Source organism: Bradyrhizobium sp. CER78, assembly GCF_029846235.1.
Lineage (GTDB): Bacteria > Pseudomonadota > Alphaproteobacteria > Rhizobiales > Xanthobacteraceae > Bradyrhizobium.
Genome location: NZ_JARVWP010000020.1, coordinates 24,021 through 41,247 on the forward strand (window position 1 = coordinate 24,021; position 17,227 = coordinate 41,247).

The following is a 17,227-nucleotide window of genomic DNA, read 5'->3' on the forward strand; positions in this document are numbered from 1 at the left end:
AAAGTCGGATCAATACCGGATTTGATCAAACCCACGGGGGGACCGCAAGGTGGCGCGGATGGCGCGCTGGCGCAAGGGAGACGGCGTCTGTTCCCCACGTTTTGGGTCCCCAAATGGGTCGCCCTCCCCCTTGCGGCAAAGGAGAGGGCGACCGAACCGGCGAGGCTCGCGACGGAAGTCTATTCCTGGAGCTGACGCTTCAGCGATTCGACTTCCTCCGACAGCGCCGTGTCCTTGGCGACCAGCGCCTCAATCTTGCGCACGGCGTGCAGCACCGTGGTGTGGTCGCGGCCGCCGAACCTGCGGCCGATCTCCGGCAGCGAGCGCAGGGTCAGCGTCTTCGCCAGATACATCGCAACCTGGCGCGGGCGCACCACATTGGCGGTACGGCGCGACGACAGCAGGTCGGAGCGGCTGACATTGTACTGCCGGGCGACCACGCGCTGGATGTCCTCGATCTTGATCCGCTTCGGCTCCTGCGGGCGGATCAGGTCGCGCACCTCACGCTCGGCCATCTCCAGCGTCACCGGCTGGTTGTTGAGCTTGGAGTGCGCCAAGAGGCGATTGATCGCGCCTTCGAGGTCGCGGCCGTTATGGGTGATGGTGCGCGCCAGATAGTCGAGCACTTCCTCCGGCACGTCGAAGCTTGCGTGGTGGACGCGGGCTGCGGCGACGCGCGACTTGAGGATGCCAAGCCGCAGTTCCTCGCCGAGCGAGCCCATCTCGACCACGAGGCCGCCGGCGAGCCGCGAGCGCACGCGGTCGTCGAGGCTCTCCAGATCCGACGGCGGACGGTCGGCCGCGATCACGACCTGGCGGCCAGCATCGATCAGCGCGTTCAGCGTGTGGCAGAACTCGGCCTGCGTCGACTTGCCTTGCAGGAACTGCAGATCGTCGATGACAAGCACGTCGATGCCGCGCAGCGCTTCCTTGAACGCCAGCGCCGTCTGCGTCTTCAGCGCCGCGACGAAGCCGTACATGAACTTCTCGGCGGTCAGATACAGCACCTTGCGCTCGCCGCCGGAATTGCCGGCCCAGGTCACCGCCTGCAGCAGATGCGTCTTGCCGAGGCCGACGCCGGCATGGATGTAGAGCGGGTTGAACATCACGGGATCGCCGCGGCGTCCCTCAGCGACCTGGCGCGCAGCCGCATGGGCCAGCGTGTTGGAACGGCCCACGACGAAGCTTGCAAAGGTCAGGCGCGGATCGAGCGGCGAGCCGCCGAGCGCGTCATGGCTGGCCGACACCGGCGCGGTCGCAACCGACCGCAGTTCCGGCGCGGGGCGGCCGTCGGTGCGCTCGACACGGCGCATCTCGACCGGCGCAACCGCTTCCTTCACCGGCGCCATCGCACGGATCGCGGAGCGCACCGTGAGGTCGATGCGATGCACTTCGGGCATCTCGGCCTGCCAGCAGGTCAGCACGCGGTCGGCGTAATGCGCCTGGATCCAGCTCTTGAGGAACCGGGTCGGAACCGACAGGTGCACGCTCTCATCGTGCACGCTCTCCAGATCCATCCGCGCGAACCAGCTCGTGTAGACGTCCTCGCCAACGCTCGTCCGCAAACGTCCCTTCACCCGCGACCAGCGATCCTGTTCCGTGTTCGTCATTGCCTTCGTACTTTTCCAAAACTGAGAGATGATGATTGCGAAAGCGCCGTGCAGGTTTGCTGCCACGACGCGACCTCTAGCGGGGCGCGGTCTGCTCCGGACATGGCTCTCCCGTGCGGCGGCCATGCGCCACGCGACAGATCAGCTGTTTGGAGAAGATGCGTCCCGCGAGGTCAGCGCGTACTCGACGGGCTCTGCGGGTAAGAGCCAACGTCCGAGGGGTTGATTACGGCACCACTGGAGATCTGCACTTCGGCTGTCGTTGGTTCGACTGCAGTGATGATACCGTAAGGCATAAGTCCTCCCCCTCCCACCGCGACGTATCGCGGCAAGTTGTCAGCTTGCTGGTGTCTTAAATTCGAACTGCCGCTACCGAACACCGAAATGCCCGGCGCTTCGCCGCCGCCGTGTCGTCGTCAACCCGTTCACTTGCTCCGCGTTCCCGCTGCCAGATTCCGACTGACGTCCTGGTCTCTCTTGTTCGATCCCCCAAATTGCCGGGGACATCGCCGGAGATATTTTGACACAGGTCGTCCGTCCTCATATCGCTATGAGTTGTCAATCTAGCTTCGCTTGGAGAGCGTCGCTAACGCACATACCGCCGCCGATTTGTGCGTCCGCCCCTGGGTCTCAAACCGCGCTGATCTGGAGAGCCGTGGGCGTCGCGAACAAGAAATAAATACACCAAGCGCATTTCCTGACAATCCGTGGAATCGACGGGGATCGAGACTCTTCACGACTGTTGCGGCGTTGCCTATGCTGAGTTGCGAAAGCAAGTTTTTGAATCAGCGCACAGATTCACGCGTGTCACAAACGACGGTGCAATACCAAAAATTTTTCATAGAAAATTTACATTTGGTCTCGCGCCGGTCATTTTTCCAATCGCTGTTCAGCGCTATGTGCATAAGTAATTCGCGAGACGTCATTTTTCTCGATTACTTTTGCAGGGTAACCCCGCCTCGCAATTTTCAACGCGAAATGTTCGCGCGCTATTCCATCTATCTAGCTTAGCGCAGAACAATCTCTGGGCGAGTGCGCTGCGTTAAGCATATTTGCCGGTAGAACTACGGACGCGACGAAACATGACACGCAGTTCGTTGCGCGGCAACGCGAACTGTTCTCGCGCTACGAAACTTCCACGACAAAAGTCGAGACAAAAACAAAAAGCCCGGCGCGAGCCGGGCTTCGTGACAAATGTGTTCTTCAGTCAGCTCGATTGGCCGGCACGCCGGCCGGCTTGTTACTTCGCGAGCTTGGCGATGCTCTGCGTGAGGCGCGACACCTTCCGGCTCGCGAGGTTCTTGTGAATGATGTTGCGCTGCGCTGCCTTCATCAGCTCGGGCTCGGCCTTGCGCATCGCCTTGAGTGCCGCCTCGCGGTCGCCGCTCTTGATCGCTTCCTCGACGGTGCGCACCGCGCCACGCATCTGGGTGCGACGCGACTTGTTGACGATGGTGCGGCGGGCAATCTTGCGGGTCGCCTTCTTGGCGGAGGTGGTGTTGGCCATGGTTCTCTAACTGTCCTTCGGCGGTGATCGCTCAGTGGTCGGGCTTGCGCGCACCGGCCGGTTCAAATCTCAACTCTGATGTATTTGTCCAAGGTATTGACTTGGGTGTCCTTGAGGCGGCCATACGAAGAGCGCAAAACTGCTGCCCCCGCATGCGGCACTGTCCAAAGAACAGCGGCGGCAGGATTGCGCCCGCCGCCATCGGCCGGTCTTATAGATGGCGCAGGCGATAGCGTCAACGCTTTCGGGACCGAAAAAGGGCCTGAAATCGGCCTCCAGGGGCCGGATAAGCCGCTGAAGAGGTTGAATTTCCGGGGGGCGCCCGGTAAGGCCTGACGACGCGTGGGGCGCGACAGGGAGTTTGGGTGACGCATGATCCGCGGCTTTTTCCGTCTGATCGGCCTTTTGCTGCTCGCTGGCAGCTTCATCTTCATGGTCTATGACGGGGCCCGCTACGTCGCCGACCAGAGCCTGCGGTTCACCCAATTCGGCCAGTTCTGGAACGATATCCACCAGTCGAGCCAGCAGGCGTTCCATGCCTGGGTGGACCGCTTCGCGCCCTGGCTCTGGAACGATGTGATCCGCGTGCTCCTGGAGCAGCCGGTGTTCGCGGTGCTCGGCATTGCCGGCATCCTCCTGATGATCCTGTTCCGGCCGCGCAAGCCGCTGATCGGTTACGCACGCGACTGAGCTCGCTGCAGCCCTGGTGGCCGCAGCCATCAGTAACGGGGCTGCCATCATCTGCGTAAGGACATATATAGGTGACAGCCGGCCCGCAGGCCGCAGCCCGCGTCGGCCGATGTCCCGCCTGGAGGTATCCATGTTGTTCATGCGCAAGACCACCGCGTTGCCAAGCGCCGCCGAGGCGCTGCCGGGCCGCGCGACGCCGATCCCGACTGCGACCACGCATTTCGTCAATGGCAGTAAATTGACGCCGCCCTATCCGCAGGGCCTCGAGCAGGCGGTGTTCGGGCTCGGCTGCTTCTGGGGCGCGGAACGCAAGTTCTGGGAACTCGGCGACGGGATCTACACCACTGCGGTCGGCTACGCCGGCGGCCACACGCCGAACCCGACCTATGAAGAGGTGTGCTCGGGGCGCACCGGCCATACCGAAGTCGTGCTGGTCGTGTTCGACCCAAAGAAGATTCCCTACGAGAAGCTGCTGAAGACGTTCTGGGAGAACCACAACCCGACGCAGGGCATGCGCCAGGGCAACGACATCGGCACGCAGTATCGTTCCGCCATCTACACGTTCAGCGACGCGCAGCGCAAAGCAGCCGATGCGTCGCAGGCGGTGTATCAGAAGGCGCTCGCCGCCAAGGGGCTCGGCGCGATCACGACGGAGATCGCACCGTCAGGCGAGTTCTATTTCGCCGAGGACTACCATCAGCAATACCTCGCCAAGAATCCGGCGGGCTATTGCGGGCTCGGCGGCACCGGCGTGTCGTGCCCGATCGGCGTCGGCGTCACAGCCGCCTGATCGCATCGGCCTTGCGTTAAATCGATGGGGAGGCGGGCCTTCCGGCTCCCCACTCGGGCCGCGCAAACTCTTTGTTAACCATAAGTGGTGCAAGACTGGGCCTGTCTCGCCGTTGAGGGATAGGTCCGGTGCCGGTTGCACGCGCGTTACGATTGCCGATCACTGCCGTTGTGGCTGCGCTCGCGCTGTCTGGCTGCATGAGCACGTCGGGTCCCGTCGCGGTCGGCCCGCAAGGCGTCGATGCCGTCACCTATGGTCCGGCCTACGCGCCTGCTCCGGTTGCCGAGGGAGGCGGCGGTGCCATCAGCGCATTGCGTTCCGCCTTCGCCAGCGCTTCCCCTGGATATGGCTATGCCGCGCCGGTCGCCGCCCCGGTCGTCTATGCCGCCGCCCCGGGTGGGCCCGCCGGTTACGACAACTCCTATCATCTCGGCCCGGGCGACAAGCTCCGCGTCGTGGTCTATGGCCAGGAAGGCCTGACCAACTCCTACGCGATCGACGCTGCGGGCGCGATCACCATGCCGTTGATCGGCTCGGTGCCGGCGCGTGGCCGCACACCGGCCGGGCTCGCCGGTGAAATCTCGGCGCGGCTGCGCAACGGCTTCATCCGCGAGCCTTCGGTGGCGGTCGAGATCGAATCCTACCGGCCGTTCTTCATCCTCGGCGAAGTCCAGGCCCCCGGCCAATATCCCTATGTGCCGAACATGACCGTCGAGAGCGCGGTCGCGATCGCCGGCGGTTTCTCGCCGCGGGCCAAGCGCGACAGCGTGACGCTGACCCACACCGACGCGTCCGGCGCCGGCCGCTTCGTGGTGCCGCTGGGCACGCCGATGAGCCCGGGTGATACGGTGTTCGTCGGCGAGCGCTGGTTCTGACGAAGGACTGCGTCCTTCGTCATTCCGGGGCGATGCGCAGCATCGAACCCGGAATCTCGAGATTCCGGGTCTGGTGCTTGCGCACCATCCCGGAATGACGTTTGCAGCGTCACTTCTTCAAATGCTTCCCGAAAAATTCCATGCTGCGCGGCCAGGCGATGTCGGCGCTCGGCTTGTCGTAGCTGGCGCGCTCGTCGCAATGGAAGCCGTGCTGCGCGCCGGGATAGATGAAGACCTCGACCTCGGGCCGCTTCGACTTGATGGTCTCGACGTCGCTTAAGGGAATGCCGGCATCCTTCTCGCCGAAATGCAGCTGCGTCGGCACGTCCGGCTTGTCGTCGGCGAAGCGGATGATAGCGCCGCCGTAATAGCCGATCGCGGCCGAGAGCCCGGTCAGCTTGGTGGCGGCCGCATAGGCGATGCTGCCGCCAAGGCAGAAGCCGATGATGCCGACCGGCCCGACGGATTTCACCGCGTCGATCGCCGCCTGGCTGTCACGCAGCATCGCGGGAAAGTCGGGGTTGGCGACGAACTTTCGCGCCTCGGCGACTTCATCGGGTGAGTAGCCGCTCTGGAAGTTCGGCGTGATGCGGTCGAAGATCGAGGGCGCAATCGCGACATAGCCCTCCTTCGCCAGCCGGTCGCAGACCGCGCGGATGTGGTGGTTGACGCCAAATATCTCCTGGATCACGACCACAGCGCCCTTCGGCGCACTGGTGGGATCGGCGCGATAGGCGCCGAGCTCAAATCCGTCCGAAGCCTTCAGTCTGATGTCTTGTCCCATGGTCCATCCTTGTCGTTGGGGGTTGCATGAAGATGTCGGTGGCTGGTTCGAGAGGTTAGCGCCACATCCAGTTCTCGCCCCAGTCGGCCTTCCAGCCGGTCAGCCGGTGCTTGCGGAATTGCAGGAAGAGACGGTCATGGTGCGGGAACAGCCCGCTGCCGCCGAGGTCGCGGAAGGTCAGGAAGATCTCGTTGCCGGGCCGCCCGCGGACATAGGTGAGGGGTGTGCCGAGCGCGCGTTGCGCGTCCGCGACGCCCATACCGAACACCAGCGGCGTGTGGTTGGACAGCGTCGCGGTGAAGGTCGGCGTGGCCGGGTCGGCGAACAGCCGTGCCTTCTGGGCGTTCGCGTCGGTCGCGGCCGCCGTCAGCAACAGAGCCACGACGATCGTCTTCATGAGACGGCCTTTCCGGGCGCGTTCGCCGCGAGACCGTCGAGGAACGGCAGCACGGCATCGATGAAGGCCTGCGGCTGGTCGATGTTGACGGCATGGCCTGCGTTGGGGATCACCGCCTTCTGCGCGCCCGGGATCTTTGCCGCCATGTAGTCGGACGCCGCCAGGAACGGCGTGTCGTCGGCGCCGACCACAACCAGCGACGGCACCTTGATATCAGGCAGTGACTCGATCACCCGGGCATCGCGCTGTGCCAGCATGCCGCGCGCGGCGAGCGCGAGGCCCTTGGCGTTGCGGTGGGTGACCGATGCGCGCTCGGCGCTCAAGGACTTCAGCACGTCGAGCCCTTCGCGATCGAAGCGGTCGCCGGTGTCGCGGGCGCGCTTGTTCCAGACCTCGCGGGCATCGTCCTTCTTGAATCCCGGGCCGGTGTCGATGATCAGCAGCGCACGCACCCGCGCAGGGTGCGCGCGATGGAAGGCGAGCGACATGTAGCCGCCAAGCGACAGGCCGCCGACAACAGCCGTTTCGGCGCCGGCGGCGTCGAGCAGGGCGGCGATGTCGCCGACCGTCTGTGCTTCGCTATAGGCATCGGGATTGTCGGGATAGTCGGACTGGCCGTGCCCGCGCATGTCCCACAGGATCAGTTTGTGCCGCTTCGACAGCGCCTCGATCTGGCCCTGCCACATTGCAGAGGTCGACGAATAGCCGTGGGTGAGGATCAAAGGCGGGCCGCTGCCGTGAATCTCATAATAGATATCGACGCCGCTGCGGTTGAGCTTGGCCATTGACGGGCTCCTTCTGTTGTCGATGCGAGGTCTGGCAGCGCTACCGACCTTGGTAGGAGTGATCGATACGGCATCAATACTGGCATTTCAAAAGCTTCATGCTGTTACCGCATCGCACAACTGCCAGTTTCCGAGATTTATTCTTTTCGAGCAATTCCAAATTGGATTGCCTCCAGCCGGGAACCGGATCATTGTTTCGGCAACTGTTCGCTTACCCGGTGGGCGCCAGCCAAGACCCAACAGTGAGTTGCCGCCGTAAGCGGCTTCCTACACCGGAAGGGGAGAGAGATGCCAAATCTCAATATCAACGGACGGAATATGTCCGTCGAGGCGGCCAATGACACGCCGCTGCTTTGGGTCATCCGCGAGCAATTGCAGATGACGGGCACCAAATTTGGGTGCGGCGCCGGTCTGTGCGGCGCCTGCACAGTTCACCTCAACGGCGAAGCGGTGCGGTCCTGCCAGACCTCGCTCGCCGACGCCGTCGGCAAGAAGATCACCACCATCGAAGGCCTCTCCGCCAAGGGCGAACATCCCTTGCAGAAGGCTTGGGTCGCCGAGCAGGTGCCGCAATGCGGCTACTGCCAGTCCGGCCAGATCATGCAGGCGGCGGCGCTGCTTTCGAAGAACACCAACCCGACCAAGGAAGAAGTGGTCGCGCATATGGACGGCAATCTCTGCCGTTGCATGACCTATTCACGTATCCAGAAGGCGATCATGCGCGCTGCGTCCGACATGCGCACCGCATCGGCCACCGGATCCGAGCGGAGGGCCACATGAACAAGCACGTGAAAAACCTCACGCCCGAGACGACCGACCTCAGCCGCCGTTCCTTCATGGTCGGCACCGCTGCAACCGGTCTCGTGCTCGGCTATGCCGGGTCCGGCATCGACCAGGTACTCGCGGCGCCCGCACCTGCCAACTTCGAACCGAGCGTCTGGTACGCGATCGCGCCCGATGGTCTCGTCACCGTGACCTGCGGCAAGGCCGACATGGGCCAGCACGTCGCCTCGACGATGGCGCAGATCGTGGCTGAAGAGCTCGGCGCGAACTGGAAGGACATGCGGGTCCAGCTCGCATCCAACGATCCGAAGTTCAACGATCCCGTGCTGGGCGCGCAGATCACCGGCGGCAGCTGGTCGACGATGATGAACTTCGACGCCATGAGCCGCGCCGGCGCTGCCGGCCGCATCGCATTGACCGAGGCGGCGGCAGCCTCGATGGGCGTGCCCGCCGGCGAGCTGGTGGTGCGCGATTCCAAGATCAGCCATCCGAAGTCGAAGAAGTCGATGTCGTTCGCCGAAGTGGTGAAGAGCGGCAAGGCGACCAAGACCTTCACGGCGGACGACCTGAAGGCGATCAAGCTGAAGTCGCCGGATCAGTACACCATGATCGGCGTCTCGGTGCCGCAGCTCGACATTCCGTTGAAGGTAAACGGTACGGCCAAATACGGCATCGACGTGATGCTGCCGGGCATGGTCTACGGCGCGCTGGTCACCCCGCCGGTCCGCTACGGCGCCACCGTGAAGTCGGTGGACGACGCCGCGGCCAAGAAGGTGCCGGGCTTCATCAAGGCCGTCACGCTGGACGACAAGACCACGACCACCACCGGCTGGGTCGTCGCGGTCGCCAACACTTATGCCAACGCCAAGAAGGCGGCGGCGGCGCTGAAGATCGATTACGATGGCGGCCCGAACGCCAAGCTGTCCAGCGAATCGCTGCTCACCGAAGCCAAGCGGCTGCAGGGTCTGAGCGATTCCGGCCAGTTCTTCGTCAAGGACGGCGATCCGAATGCGGCCTTCGGCACGGCGGCCAAGGTGCTGGAGGCGGAATACACCACCAACATCAACATCCACGCCCCGATGGAGCCGATGAACGCCACCGCGGAGTTCAAGGGCGACATCCTGCACATCTATTCCGGCAACCAGTTCGCGACGCGCTCCGGTGCGATCGCGGCCGGCGCTGCGGGGATCGATCCGAAGTTCGTGGTGATGCACCAGATGTGGCTGGGCGGCGGCTTCGGCCGGCGTCTCGACGCCGACATGATGGTGCCGGCGGTGCAGGCGGCCAAGGCCGTCGGCAAGCCGGTCAAGGTCATCTACACGCGCGAGAACGACATGACGATGGATTTCTCGCGTCCGCTGACCTACCAGAAGGTGAAGGCCGGCGTGGACGGCGACGGCAAACTCGTCGCATTGAGCCACGATGTCGTCTCTGCCTGGCCGACCCAGCGTTGGGGCATCCCCGACTTCCTGTCGCCCTCGGTCGACAAGAAGGGGCCGCTCGACGCGTTCACCGTCAACGGCTCGGACTTCTTCTACACCGTACCCAACCACTATGTGCGGGCGATCAAGAACGAGATGGCGCACAACGCCACCCCGTCCGGTCAGCTCCGCTCGGTGGCGCCGGGCTGGACGTTCTGGGCGGTCGAAAGCATGGTCGACGAGATCGCCCATGCGACCGGCAAGGATCCGGCCCTGCTTCGGGTCGAGCTGCTCGACGGCAAGGGCAAGAACGACGGCGGCGCGCAGCGTCTCCGTAACACCTTGCTCGCGGCGATGGGTCTCGCCGGTTACGGCACCAAGAAGCTGCCCAAGGGCGAAGGCATGGGCGTTGCCTGCGTGTCGTCGCAGGAGCGCGCCACGGCGAGCTGGACCGCTTGCGTCGCCCACGTCGCGGTCGCCCCCTCGGGCGAGGTGACGGTGAAGAAGCTGACGGTTGCGACCGACGTTGGTACGCAGGTGAATCCCGACGGCATCCGGGCCCAGGTCGAGGGCGCGGCGCTGTGGGGCATGTCACTGGCGCTGTTCGAGAAGGCGACGTTGAAGGACGGCGGCATCGAGCAGACCAACTTCGACAGCTACACGCCGCTTCGGATGAGCCAGCTGCCGGAAGTCGCGGTCAACGTCATCGCCAATGGCGAGAAGGCGACAGGCGTCGGCGAGCCCGCGGTGACGGTGGTGGCGCCGGCGATCGGCAACGCCGTCTTCAATGCGGTCGGCGCACGTGTCCGCGGCCTGCCGATCACCGCGGAGGCCGTCAAGGCTGCGATGAAGGCGTAACCGCTTGAACCAACGAAACGCCGGAGAGCGGATCGCTCTCCGGCTTTTTTTGTGCCCGGGGTTCGGCAGGTCATGGGCTCGGCAGGTCATGGCGGCATCTGCATCTTTGACCTGCAAAAATTCATCATCCGCCCGCGATGCCCGCGTCCGGATTGATTTCCGCGCCGCCTTGCTGGCGGAATCCGCGATCCATCAAATTGTATCCATTTCGCTTAACCGCCGTTCAGCATCCCCATTAAGCCGGAGGGAACGCATCGTCAGGTAGCGTCGGCATCGGTCGTTACCGCGACGGGGATTCCATGACTGCCTTGGCCAATAACCAGACTTCGAAGCGCCGTCTCCTGCTGGCGTCAGATCGAAGCGATCAAAGCAACGAACTCGCCAGCATCCTGCGTGCGGTGGGCGAGGTCGATACCGTTCTGACGTCGGATATTCCCGAGCAGCCGGCCCACGATCTCTCCGGTATCGTCGTCGACATCAACCTGCGCTCGCCTGAAGCCGTGCAAATCGTTCGCGCCAAGCTGCAGGCCGACGCCTATCGCGAGATGCCGCGGCTGTTCGTGCTGGCGGATGCGCTGCACCATGCCTCGATGCAGGCCTGGGCGCTCGGCGCCACCGACACGATCTCGCGGCCGTTCGATGCGCGCGGCCTCTTGCAGCGCATCCGCGCCGCATTTCCCGACAACAGCGGCTATGACGAGACCGATCGCGGCAAGGCGCTCAACCGCGGCGTCGAGGCCGCGCATGCCGTGATGGTCAAGATGTTCGAGCGGATGCGCGCCGGCGAGCCGCTCAAGTTCGAGGACATCGTTGCCGCCGAAAACAAGATCCTCAAGGCGATCAAGCACAACTCGCTGCGCGAGTGGCTGACCACGGTCGGCTGCCATCACCAGGAGACCTATCGCCATTGCCTGTTCGTGACCGGCTTTGCGGTTGCATTCGCGCAGCATCTCGGCATGCGCGAGGACGACCAGCGCCGGCTCGCGCGCGCCGCGTTGCTGCACGATGTCGGCAAGGCTTTCATTCCGGTCGCGCTGCTCGACAAGCCCGGCGCATTGACGGTCGAGGAGATGGCCGAGATGCGCGAGCATCCGCGCCGCGGCTACGAGGCGCTGTCGGCGCAGGGCGGCTTCCCGCCGGAAATGCTCGACGTGATCCTGCATCATCACGAATTCCTCGACGGCACCGGCTATCCGAACGGTCTGAGCGGCAACCAGATCAGCGACATCGTCCGCGTCACCACGATCGTCGACGTCTATGCCGCGCTGGTCGAGAAGCGTGCCTACAGGCTGCAGTTCACCCACGCCAAGGCGTTCTCCATGATGGAGGAGATGGGCGGCAAGCTCGACCAGCAATTGCTGCAGGCGTTCCGCCCGGTGGCGTTCGGGCATTATTGAGCCCTCGCCGTCACGCCGCGCAATAGCGCGTGCGGCGAGACTTTTAGCCAATCAACGCAAGTCCTTTGTCCTTGCCTCCGCCTAGATTTCGGGGATCATCGGCACGACCGATGCTGGGACAGGTGAGGACGAACATGGACACGGCAACGACCGGGGATATCGAAATCCCCGCCGACATCGCGGCAACCCTCGTCGATCCCGTCGCCTATGCCGACGATCGCATTCACAACAGCTACCGCTGGCTGCGCGCCAACAATCCGCTCGGCATCGCGCGACCGGAGAAGTTCGATCCGTTCTGGGTGGTGACCAAGCACGCGCATATCCAGGCGATCAGCCGGCAGAACGACCTGTTCCACAATGCCGACCGGCCGACCACGCTGACGAACCGGGCGCTCGAGGAGCGCGTTCGCAAGATCACCGGCGGACCCAATCTGGTGCGCTCGCTGGTGCAGATGGACACGCCCGACCATCCGAAATACCGCGCGCTGACGCAGGGCTGGTTCATGCCGAATAATCTCGGCAAGTTCGAGGGCCGCGTCCGCGAGATCGCGCGCTCGACCGTGCGGCGCATGCTCGACCGTGGCGGCGCCTGCGATTTCGTCGAGGACGTCGCGCTCGGCTATCCCCTGCACGTCATCATGGAGATCCTCGGCGTACCCGAGGCGGACGAGCCGCGCATGCTCAAGCTGACGCAGGAGCTGTTCGGCCCGCAGGATCCCGACACGGCACGCGTCCGCGACGCGCTCAGCGCGGAGCAGGTCTCGGTGATGCTGCAGGCGATCATCGCCGACTTCTCCGCCTACTTCCGCAAGATCACCGAGGATCGCCGCCAGAACCCGCGCGACGATCTCGCCACCGTCATCGCCAATGCGAAGATCGGCGGCGACTACATGCCGGAGCACGATCAGACCAGCTACTACATGATCGTCGCCACCGCCGGCCACGACACCACCTCATCCTCGACCGCGGGCGCGATCTGGGCGCTTGCCAGGGATCCCGCGGAATTCGCCAAGGTGAAGGCCAACCCGGAATTGATCCCGGGCCTGGTCGACGAGTCGATCCGCTGGATGACGCCGGTCAAGCATTTCATGCGCTCGGCCACCGCCGACACCGAGCTTGGCGGCCGCAAGATCGCCAAGGGCGATTGGCTGATGCTGTGCTACGCCTCGGGCAATCGCGACGAGGAGGTGTTCGAGGAGCCCGATCGCTTCCGCAGCGACCGCAAGCCCAATCGCCACGTCGCGTTCGGTTATGGCGCGCATCTCTGCCTCGGCCAGTATCTCGCCAAGCTCGAGATGCGCATCCTGTTCGAGGTGCTGCTGCCGCACCTGAAATCGCTGTCGCTCGACGGCGAGGTGAAGATGACGCAGGCCTATTTTGTGAATGGCCCGAAGAAGCTGCCGATCCGGTTCGAGGTGAATTGAGAGATCATTGTCATTGCTTCGTCGCTCCGCTCCTCGCAATGACAGGGCGGGGTCTTATTCCAGCATCTTTCTCAGCTCCGCCTTCGCGACCTTCTCCAGCGTCGACCGCGGCATCTCGTCGACGAAGCGGATCTCGCGCGGCACCTTGAAGTCGGCGAGCGCGGAGCGGCAGGCGGTCATGACCTTGTCGTGCAGGTCCGCCGGCAAGGCCGCGACGCCGGTTTGCGGGATGATGAAGACGACCGGCACCTCGTCCAGCATCGGATGCTTCTTCGCGACCACGGCAGCCTCGCGCACGCCCGGCACCACCGCAATCACCTGCTCGATCTCGGAGGCGGCGACATTCTCGCCGCCGACCTTCAGCATGTCCTTGGAGCGGTCGCCGAACTTGATATAGCCGCGCTCCAGCATCGTGACGCGGTCGCCGGTGATGAAATAGCCGTGCTCGTCAAAACTCTCGCGCGTGGCTTTCTCGTTGTGCAGATATTCGGCGAACAGCGACAGGCCGGGAACGCCCTTGATCAGGAGATTGCCGGTCTCGCCGACGCCGGTCGGTGTGCCATCATCGTTGGTGATGCGGATTTCGTATTCCGGCGCGGCGCGGCCGATCGACATCGGGGGGTTGGGCTGGTCGACCTCGCCGATGATGCCGTGAGTGATGGTCTCGGTCATGCCCCACCAACCGATGATCTTGATGCCGAATACGGCGAAGGCCGGCGGCTCGTTCACGGCAGTGCCCCAGAGCCGGAACTTGTGGTGCTTCGGCACTTCGTGCTCCAGCAGCGCCTTCATGCAGAACGGGATCGTCGAGGTCCAGGTCGAGCCGTGCTCGATCGCCACCGGCCAGAACCGGCTCGCCGAGAAGCGCGGCTGGATCACGCAGGTGCCGCCGACCCACAGGATCGCCAGCATCGAATAGGCCAGCGCGTTGGTGTGGAACAGCGGCAGATAGGTCTGGTGCACGTCGCTCGCGTGCAGATCCTGATGCGCGGCGTTGATCTTGGCGCCCCACAGCGCGTTGGCATGCGTCCACAGCACCGCCTTCGGCCGCGACGTGGTGCCGGAAGTGTACTGCACGCTGCACGGTGCGAGCGGATCGATCGGGCGCTGCGGCCGGTCGGCGCTGTCGGCGAACAGCGCGTCAAAGCTGTCGCCGCGCGCGGGCGCTTGCGCCGGCGCCTGACCGGCGTCGTGCGAGGTCACGGCGATCCAGCGCAGCCCCTTGCAGTTGGCCGCGATTAGTTCGGCATAGGCCGGCTGGGTGATCGCGGCGACTGCGCCGCAATGGCCGACGAAATACTCGATCTCGGCGGCAGCCGAGCGGGTGTTGGTGGTGACCGCAATGGCGCCGAGCTCGACGCAGGCGAACCACGACATGATCGCCTCGACGCAATTGTCGAGATGGATCAGGACATAGTCGCCTTGCTTGATGCCGCGTTTGGCGAGGCCCGCAGCGAGCGCGCCGACCCGCTCATGGAATTCGCCGTAGCTCCAGCGCCGCGCCGGCGCATCGAACGGCGCCCAGATCAGGAACGGATGATCGCGGCGCACCTCGGCGCGCATCCTGAGCAGCCATGGCACGTCGAGTCCCGCGAACGGTCCCACGATGCCCGGCACTGCATTTGAACTGGTCATATGTCCTCCCGCAGCCTTGGCGGCCGCCCTTGATCTTGGTTGGCAACAGTTCTGCCATCGGCATGCACCGAGAGCAAATCAGGATTTGCAGAGCAATGTTGCGCTAAAGCGATCCGTTCCGCTGCGCGGAAAGGGTGGATCTATTCTCGGCACCGATGATCGGGCGCGCTTCGCAGCCTCGCGATGAAAGCTACTTAGCGCCATCCTCGTACGACGAGATCTCGATCAGGCTGCCGTCGGGGTCGCGGCAATAGACCGAGCGCAGCGTGCCGCGCGCGCCCTGCTTGGCCACCGGGCCTTCCTCGATCTTCACGCCGTTGGCCTTCAGATGCGCGACCACCTGCTCGGGCGTGCTCGAGGTGAGGAAGCAGAGATCGTCGCTGCCGGCTGCTTCATGATCGGCGGTGAACCATTCCACCTTGTCGGCATCGCGCGGCCGCACGTTGATCTTCTGATTGCCGAACACCAGCGAGGTGCGCGGCGTCTTGCCCTTGCCGGGGTCGAACACCTTCACCTCCATGCCGAGGATCCTGCTGTACCAGGCAACCGAGCGCACGACATCGGTGACGTTGATCACGATATGGTCGAGCCCATTCACCTTGACGGACATGATCGATCCTCTTTGGTCAAAAGCGCTTCGAGCGAAACCAAAACTCAGCGTTGCAGCTTAGTCTTTCGTCGCGGTCGGTGTCGCACGTGTCGCACTGGTCGCATCTGACATTGTTTGTTAAAACCGCGCCGCACGCAACGCAACAGAAACGGGCAGGGCACCAAACCCTGCTGGATCGGGAGAGACTTCATGTTTTCACGCCGCACTGCGCTGGGCCTGATCGGGTCGGGAATTTCGACATTCGCGATCGGCCGCGCATCCGCAGCCGACTATCCGGCGCGGCCGGTGCGCTGGATCGTGGGTTATCCGCCGGGCGGCGCCACCGACATCATTGCGCGCCTGACCGGGCAGCGGCTGTCGGAGAAGCTCGGGCAGCAATTCGTGATCGAGAACAAGCCGGGCGCCGGCAACAATATCGGCACCGAGGCTGCGATCAACGCCGAGCCGGACGGCTACACCGTGCTGCTGGTCAATCCGGCGAACTACATCAACGCCTCGCTGTACGCCAATTTGAAGTTCAACTTCGTGCGCGACGTGGCGCCGGTTGCGTCCTTCAACCGAGTCCCGAACGTGATGACCGTCAACAAGGACGTGCCGGCGAAGAGCGTCGCCGAGTTCATCGAATATGTGAAGGCCAATCCCGGCAAGGTGAACATGGCCTCTTCCGGCAACGGCACCTCCGTCCATCTCTCCGGCGAGATGTTCATGTCGATGACCGGCTGCAAGATGCAGCATGTGCCGTATCGCGGCGCCGCGCCCGCGATCACCGACATGCTCGGCGGCCAGGTGCAGGTGATCTTCGACAACATGCCCTCGATCATCCAGCACATCCGCTCCGGTTCGCTGCGCGCGCTCGGCGTGACGACGACGGATCGCTCCTCGCAATTGCCTGACGTGCCGGCGATCGCCGAGACCGTGAAGGGCTATGAGGCGAGCGCGCTGTTTGGCATGGGCGCGCCGAAGAACACGCCGAAGGAGCTGATCGCCAAGCTCAATACCGAGATCAACGCGGTTCTCGCCGAACCCGACATGCGCAAGCGCCTGGTCGAACTCGGCGGCGACTCCTTGATCCAGACCCCGGAGGCCTTCGGCAACGACATCAAGGCCGAGACCGACAAGTGGAAGAAGGTGGTCGAGTTCGCGGGCCTCAAGGTCGAGTAGACCTCGGACGTTCAGCGTTGCTGAACCGCGCGGACAGCTCTGATCCGCGCGGTGATGCCTATCCCGCGCGGCACATCGCGGGGCCTTGACGCGGAATAAAATGACCTTCAGGAACCCTAGCCGAGATGCCGCGCTTTAACTGCGGCATCTGAGGAGGCGGATCATGCGCACGTCGCAAATGACAATGCTTGTCTTGGGAGCGATGACGCTTGCCGGAGTGGCGAGCATCACGCCGGCTTCCGCCGATCCTTTTGACTATCCGTGGTGTGCGCAGGGGCCGAGCCTGGGCTATCCCGGCGAATGCGCCTACCGAACCTACGAGCAGTGCCTCGCGAGCGTATCGGGGCGCTTTCTCGCTTGCGGAGAGAATCCGCGCTTTCTGTTCAGCGAGCCCCCGCCGCCGTCGCCGCGCCGCCATCAGCGCCGGCACCGGACGGTCTACCCCGACTAGCAAACTTCCGGACCGGCGCCGCGCAAGGCGGCTCTGCGACGTCCCCGAC

The 17,227-nt window shown here is 64.1% G+C and carries 16 protein-coding genes; 9 read left to right on the forward strand and 7 right to left on the reverse strand.

Going from position 1 to position 17,227, the window contains the following annotated elements:
- Positions 1 to 179 precede the first annotated feature (179 nt).
- Positions 180 to 1,610, reverse strand: coding sequence for a chromosomal replication initiator protein DnaA (gene dnaA / locus QDT69_RS31150; RefSeq protein WP_074126562.1), 1,431 nt, complete (start codon positions 1,608 to 1,610; stop codon positions 180 to 182).
- 1,240 nt (positions 1,611 to 2,850) lie between these two features.
- A complete protein-coding gene (rpsT, locus tag QDT69_RS31155; protein WP_021077661.1) occupies positions 2,851 to 3,117 on the reverse strand; it encodes a 30S ribosomal protein S20 in 267 nt (88 codons plus the stop codon).
- Between the two features lie 372 nt (positions 3,118 to 3,489).
- Here rpsT and QDT69_RS31160 point away from each other — a divergent pair, with 372 nt between their 5' ends.
- The 3 genes from QDT69_RS31160 (at position 3,490) to QDT69_RS31170 (ending at position 5,472) form a co-directional block, all read left to right on the forward strand.
- Positions 3,490 to 3,807, forward strand: a complete 318-nt coding sequence (locus tag QDT69_RS31160; RefSeq protein WP_223971711.1) for a hypothetical protein — start codon at positions 3,490 to 3,492, stop codon at positions 3,805 to 3,807.
- Positions 3,808 to 3,937: 130 nt separating this feature from the next.
- The gene (msrA, locus tag QDT69_RS31165; RefSeq protein ID WP_279710295.1) at positions 3,938 to 4,597 is read left to right on the forward strand and encodes a peptide-methionine (S)-S-oxide reductase MsrA; all 660 of its coding nucleotides are present in this window, start codon (positions 3,938 to 3,940) and stop codon (positions 4,595 to 4,597) included.
- 128 nt (positions 4,598 to 4,725) lie between these two features.
- Positions 4,726 to 5,472 (forward strand): polysaccharide export protein, encoded by a 747-nt coding sequence (locus tag QDT69_RS31170; protein WP_279710296.1) that lies wholly within the window; start codon positions 4,726 to 4,728, stop codon positions 5,470 to 5,472.
- Positions 5,473 to 5,581: 109 nt separating this feature from the next.
- Here the strand turns inward: QDT69_RS31170 and QDT69_RS31175 are convergent, their stop codons facing one another.
- Genes QDT69_RS31175 through QDT69_RS31185 form a run of 3 tightly spaced genes read right to left on the reverse strand, consistent with a single transcriptional unit; the run spans position 5,582 to position 7,438 of the window.
- The gene (locus QDT69_RS31175) at positions 5,582 to 6,256 is read right to left on the reverse strand and encodes a dienelactone hydrolase family protein (RefSeq protein WP_279710297.1); all 675 of its coding nucleotides are present in this window, start codon (positions 6,254 to 6,256) and stop codon (positions 5,582 to 5,584) included.
- Between the two features lie 55 nt (positions 6,257 to 6,311).
- Positions 6,312 to 6,653, reverse strand: coding sequence for a hypothetical protein (locus tag QDT69_RS31180; protein ID WP_279710298.1), 342 nt, complete (start codon positions 6,651 to 6,653; stop codon positions 6,312 to 6,314).
- A complete protein-coding gene (locus tag QDT69_RS31185) occupies positions 6,650 to 7,438 on the reverse strand; it encodes an alpha/beta fold hydrolase (RefSeq protein ID WP_279710299.1) in 789 nt (262 codons plus the stop codon). The genes QDT69_RS31180 and QDT69_RS31185 overlap by 4 nt, the downstream gene beginning before the upstream one ends.
- Before the next feature lie 288 nt (positions 7,439 to 7,726).
- Here QDT69_RS31185 and QDT69_RS31190 point away from each other — a divergent pair, with 288 nt between their 5' ends.
- From QDT69_RS31190 to QDT69_RS31205, 4 genes are all read left to right on the forward strand, one after another.
- Positions 7,727 to 8,218 carry a (2Fe-2S)-binding protein gene (locus QDT69_RS31190; protein WP_050425001.1) on the forward strand — a complete coding sequence of 164 codons (492 nt, stop codon included), beginning with the start codon at positions 7,727 to 7,729 and terminating at the stop codon, positions 8,216 to 8,218.
- On the forward strand, positions 8,215 to 10,500 hold the full coding sequence (locus tag QDT69_RS31195; protein WP_279710300.1) for a molybdopterin cofactor-binding domain-containing protein: 2,286 nt from the start codon (positions 8,215 to 8,217) through the stop codon (positions 10,498 to 10,500). Before QDT69_RS31190 ends, QDT69_RS31195 begins: the two co-directional genes overlap by 4 nt.
- 299 nt (positions 10,501 to 10,799) lie before the next feature.
- Positions 10,800 to 11,897, forward strand: coding sequence for an HD domain-containing phosphohydrolase (locus tag QDT69_RS31200; protein WP_279710301.1), 1,098 nt, complete (start codon positions 10,800 to 10,802; stop codon positions 11,895 to 11,897).
- Between the two features lie 134 nt (positions 11,898 to 12,031).
- A complete protein-coding gene (locus tag QDT69_RS31205) occupies positions 12,032 to 13,321 on the forward strand; it encodes a cytochrome P450 (RefSeq protein ID WP_279710302.1) in 1,290 nt (429 codons plus the stop codon).
- 54 nt (positions 13,322 to 13,375) lie between these two features.
- Here the strand turns inward: QDT69_RS31205 and QDT69_RS31210 are convergent, their stop codons facing one another.
- On the reverse strand, positions 13,376 to 14,956 hold the full coding sequence (locus QDT69_RS31210; protein ID WP_279710303.1) for an AMP-binding protein: 1,581 nt from the start codon (positions 14,954 to 14,956) through the stop codon (positions 13,376 to 13,378).
- Positions 14,957 to 15,146: 190 nt separating this feature from the next.
- The gene (locus QDT69_RS31215; RefSeq protein ID WP_279710304.1) at positions 15,147 to 15,566 is read right to left on the reverse strand and encodes a VOC family protein; all 420 of its coding nucleotides are present in this window, start codon (positions 15,564 to 15,566) and stop codon (positions 15,147 to 15,149) included.
- Between the two features lie 189 nt (positions 15,567 to 15,755).
- Here QDT69_RS31215 and QDT69_RS31220 point away from each other — a divergent pair, with 189 nt between their 5' ends.
- Both QDT69_RS31220 and QDT69_RS31225 read left to right on the forward strand, forming a co-directional pair.
- A complete protein-coding gene (locus tag QDT69_RS31220) occupies positions 15,756 to 16,727 on the forward strand; it encodes a tripartite tricarboxylate transporter substrate binding protein (RefSeq protein ID WP_279710305.1) in 972 nt (323 codons plus the stop codon).
- Between the two features lie 163 nt (positions 16,728 to 16,890).
- Positions 16,891 to 17,178, forward strand: a complete 288-nt coding sequence (locus tag QDT69_RS31225) for a DUF3551 domain-containing protein (RefSeq protein ID WP_279710306.1) — start codon at positions 16,891 to 16,893, stop codon at positions 17,176 to 17,178.
- The last annotated feature ends 49 nt before the right edge of the window (positions 17,179 to 17,227 follow it).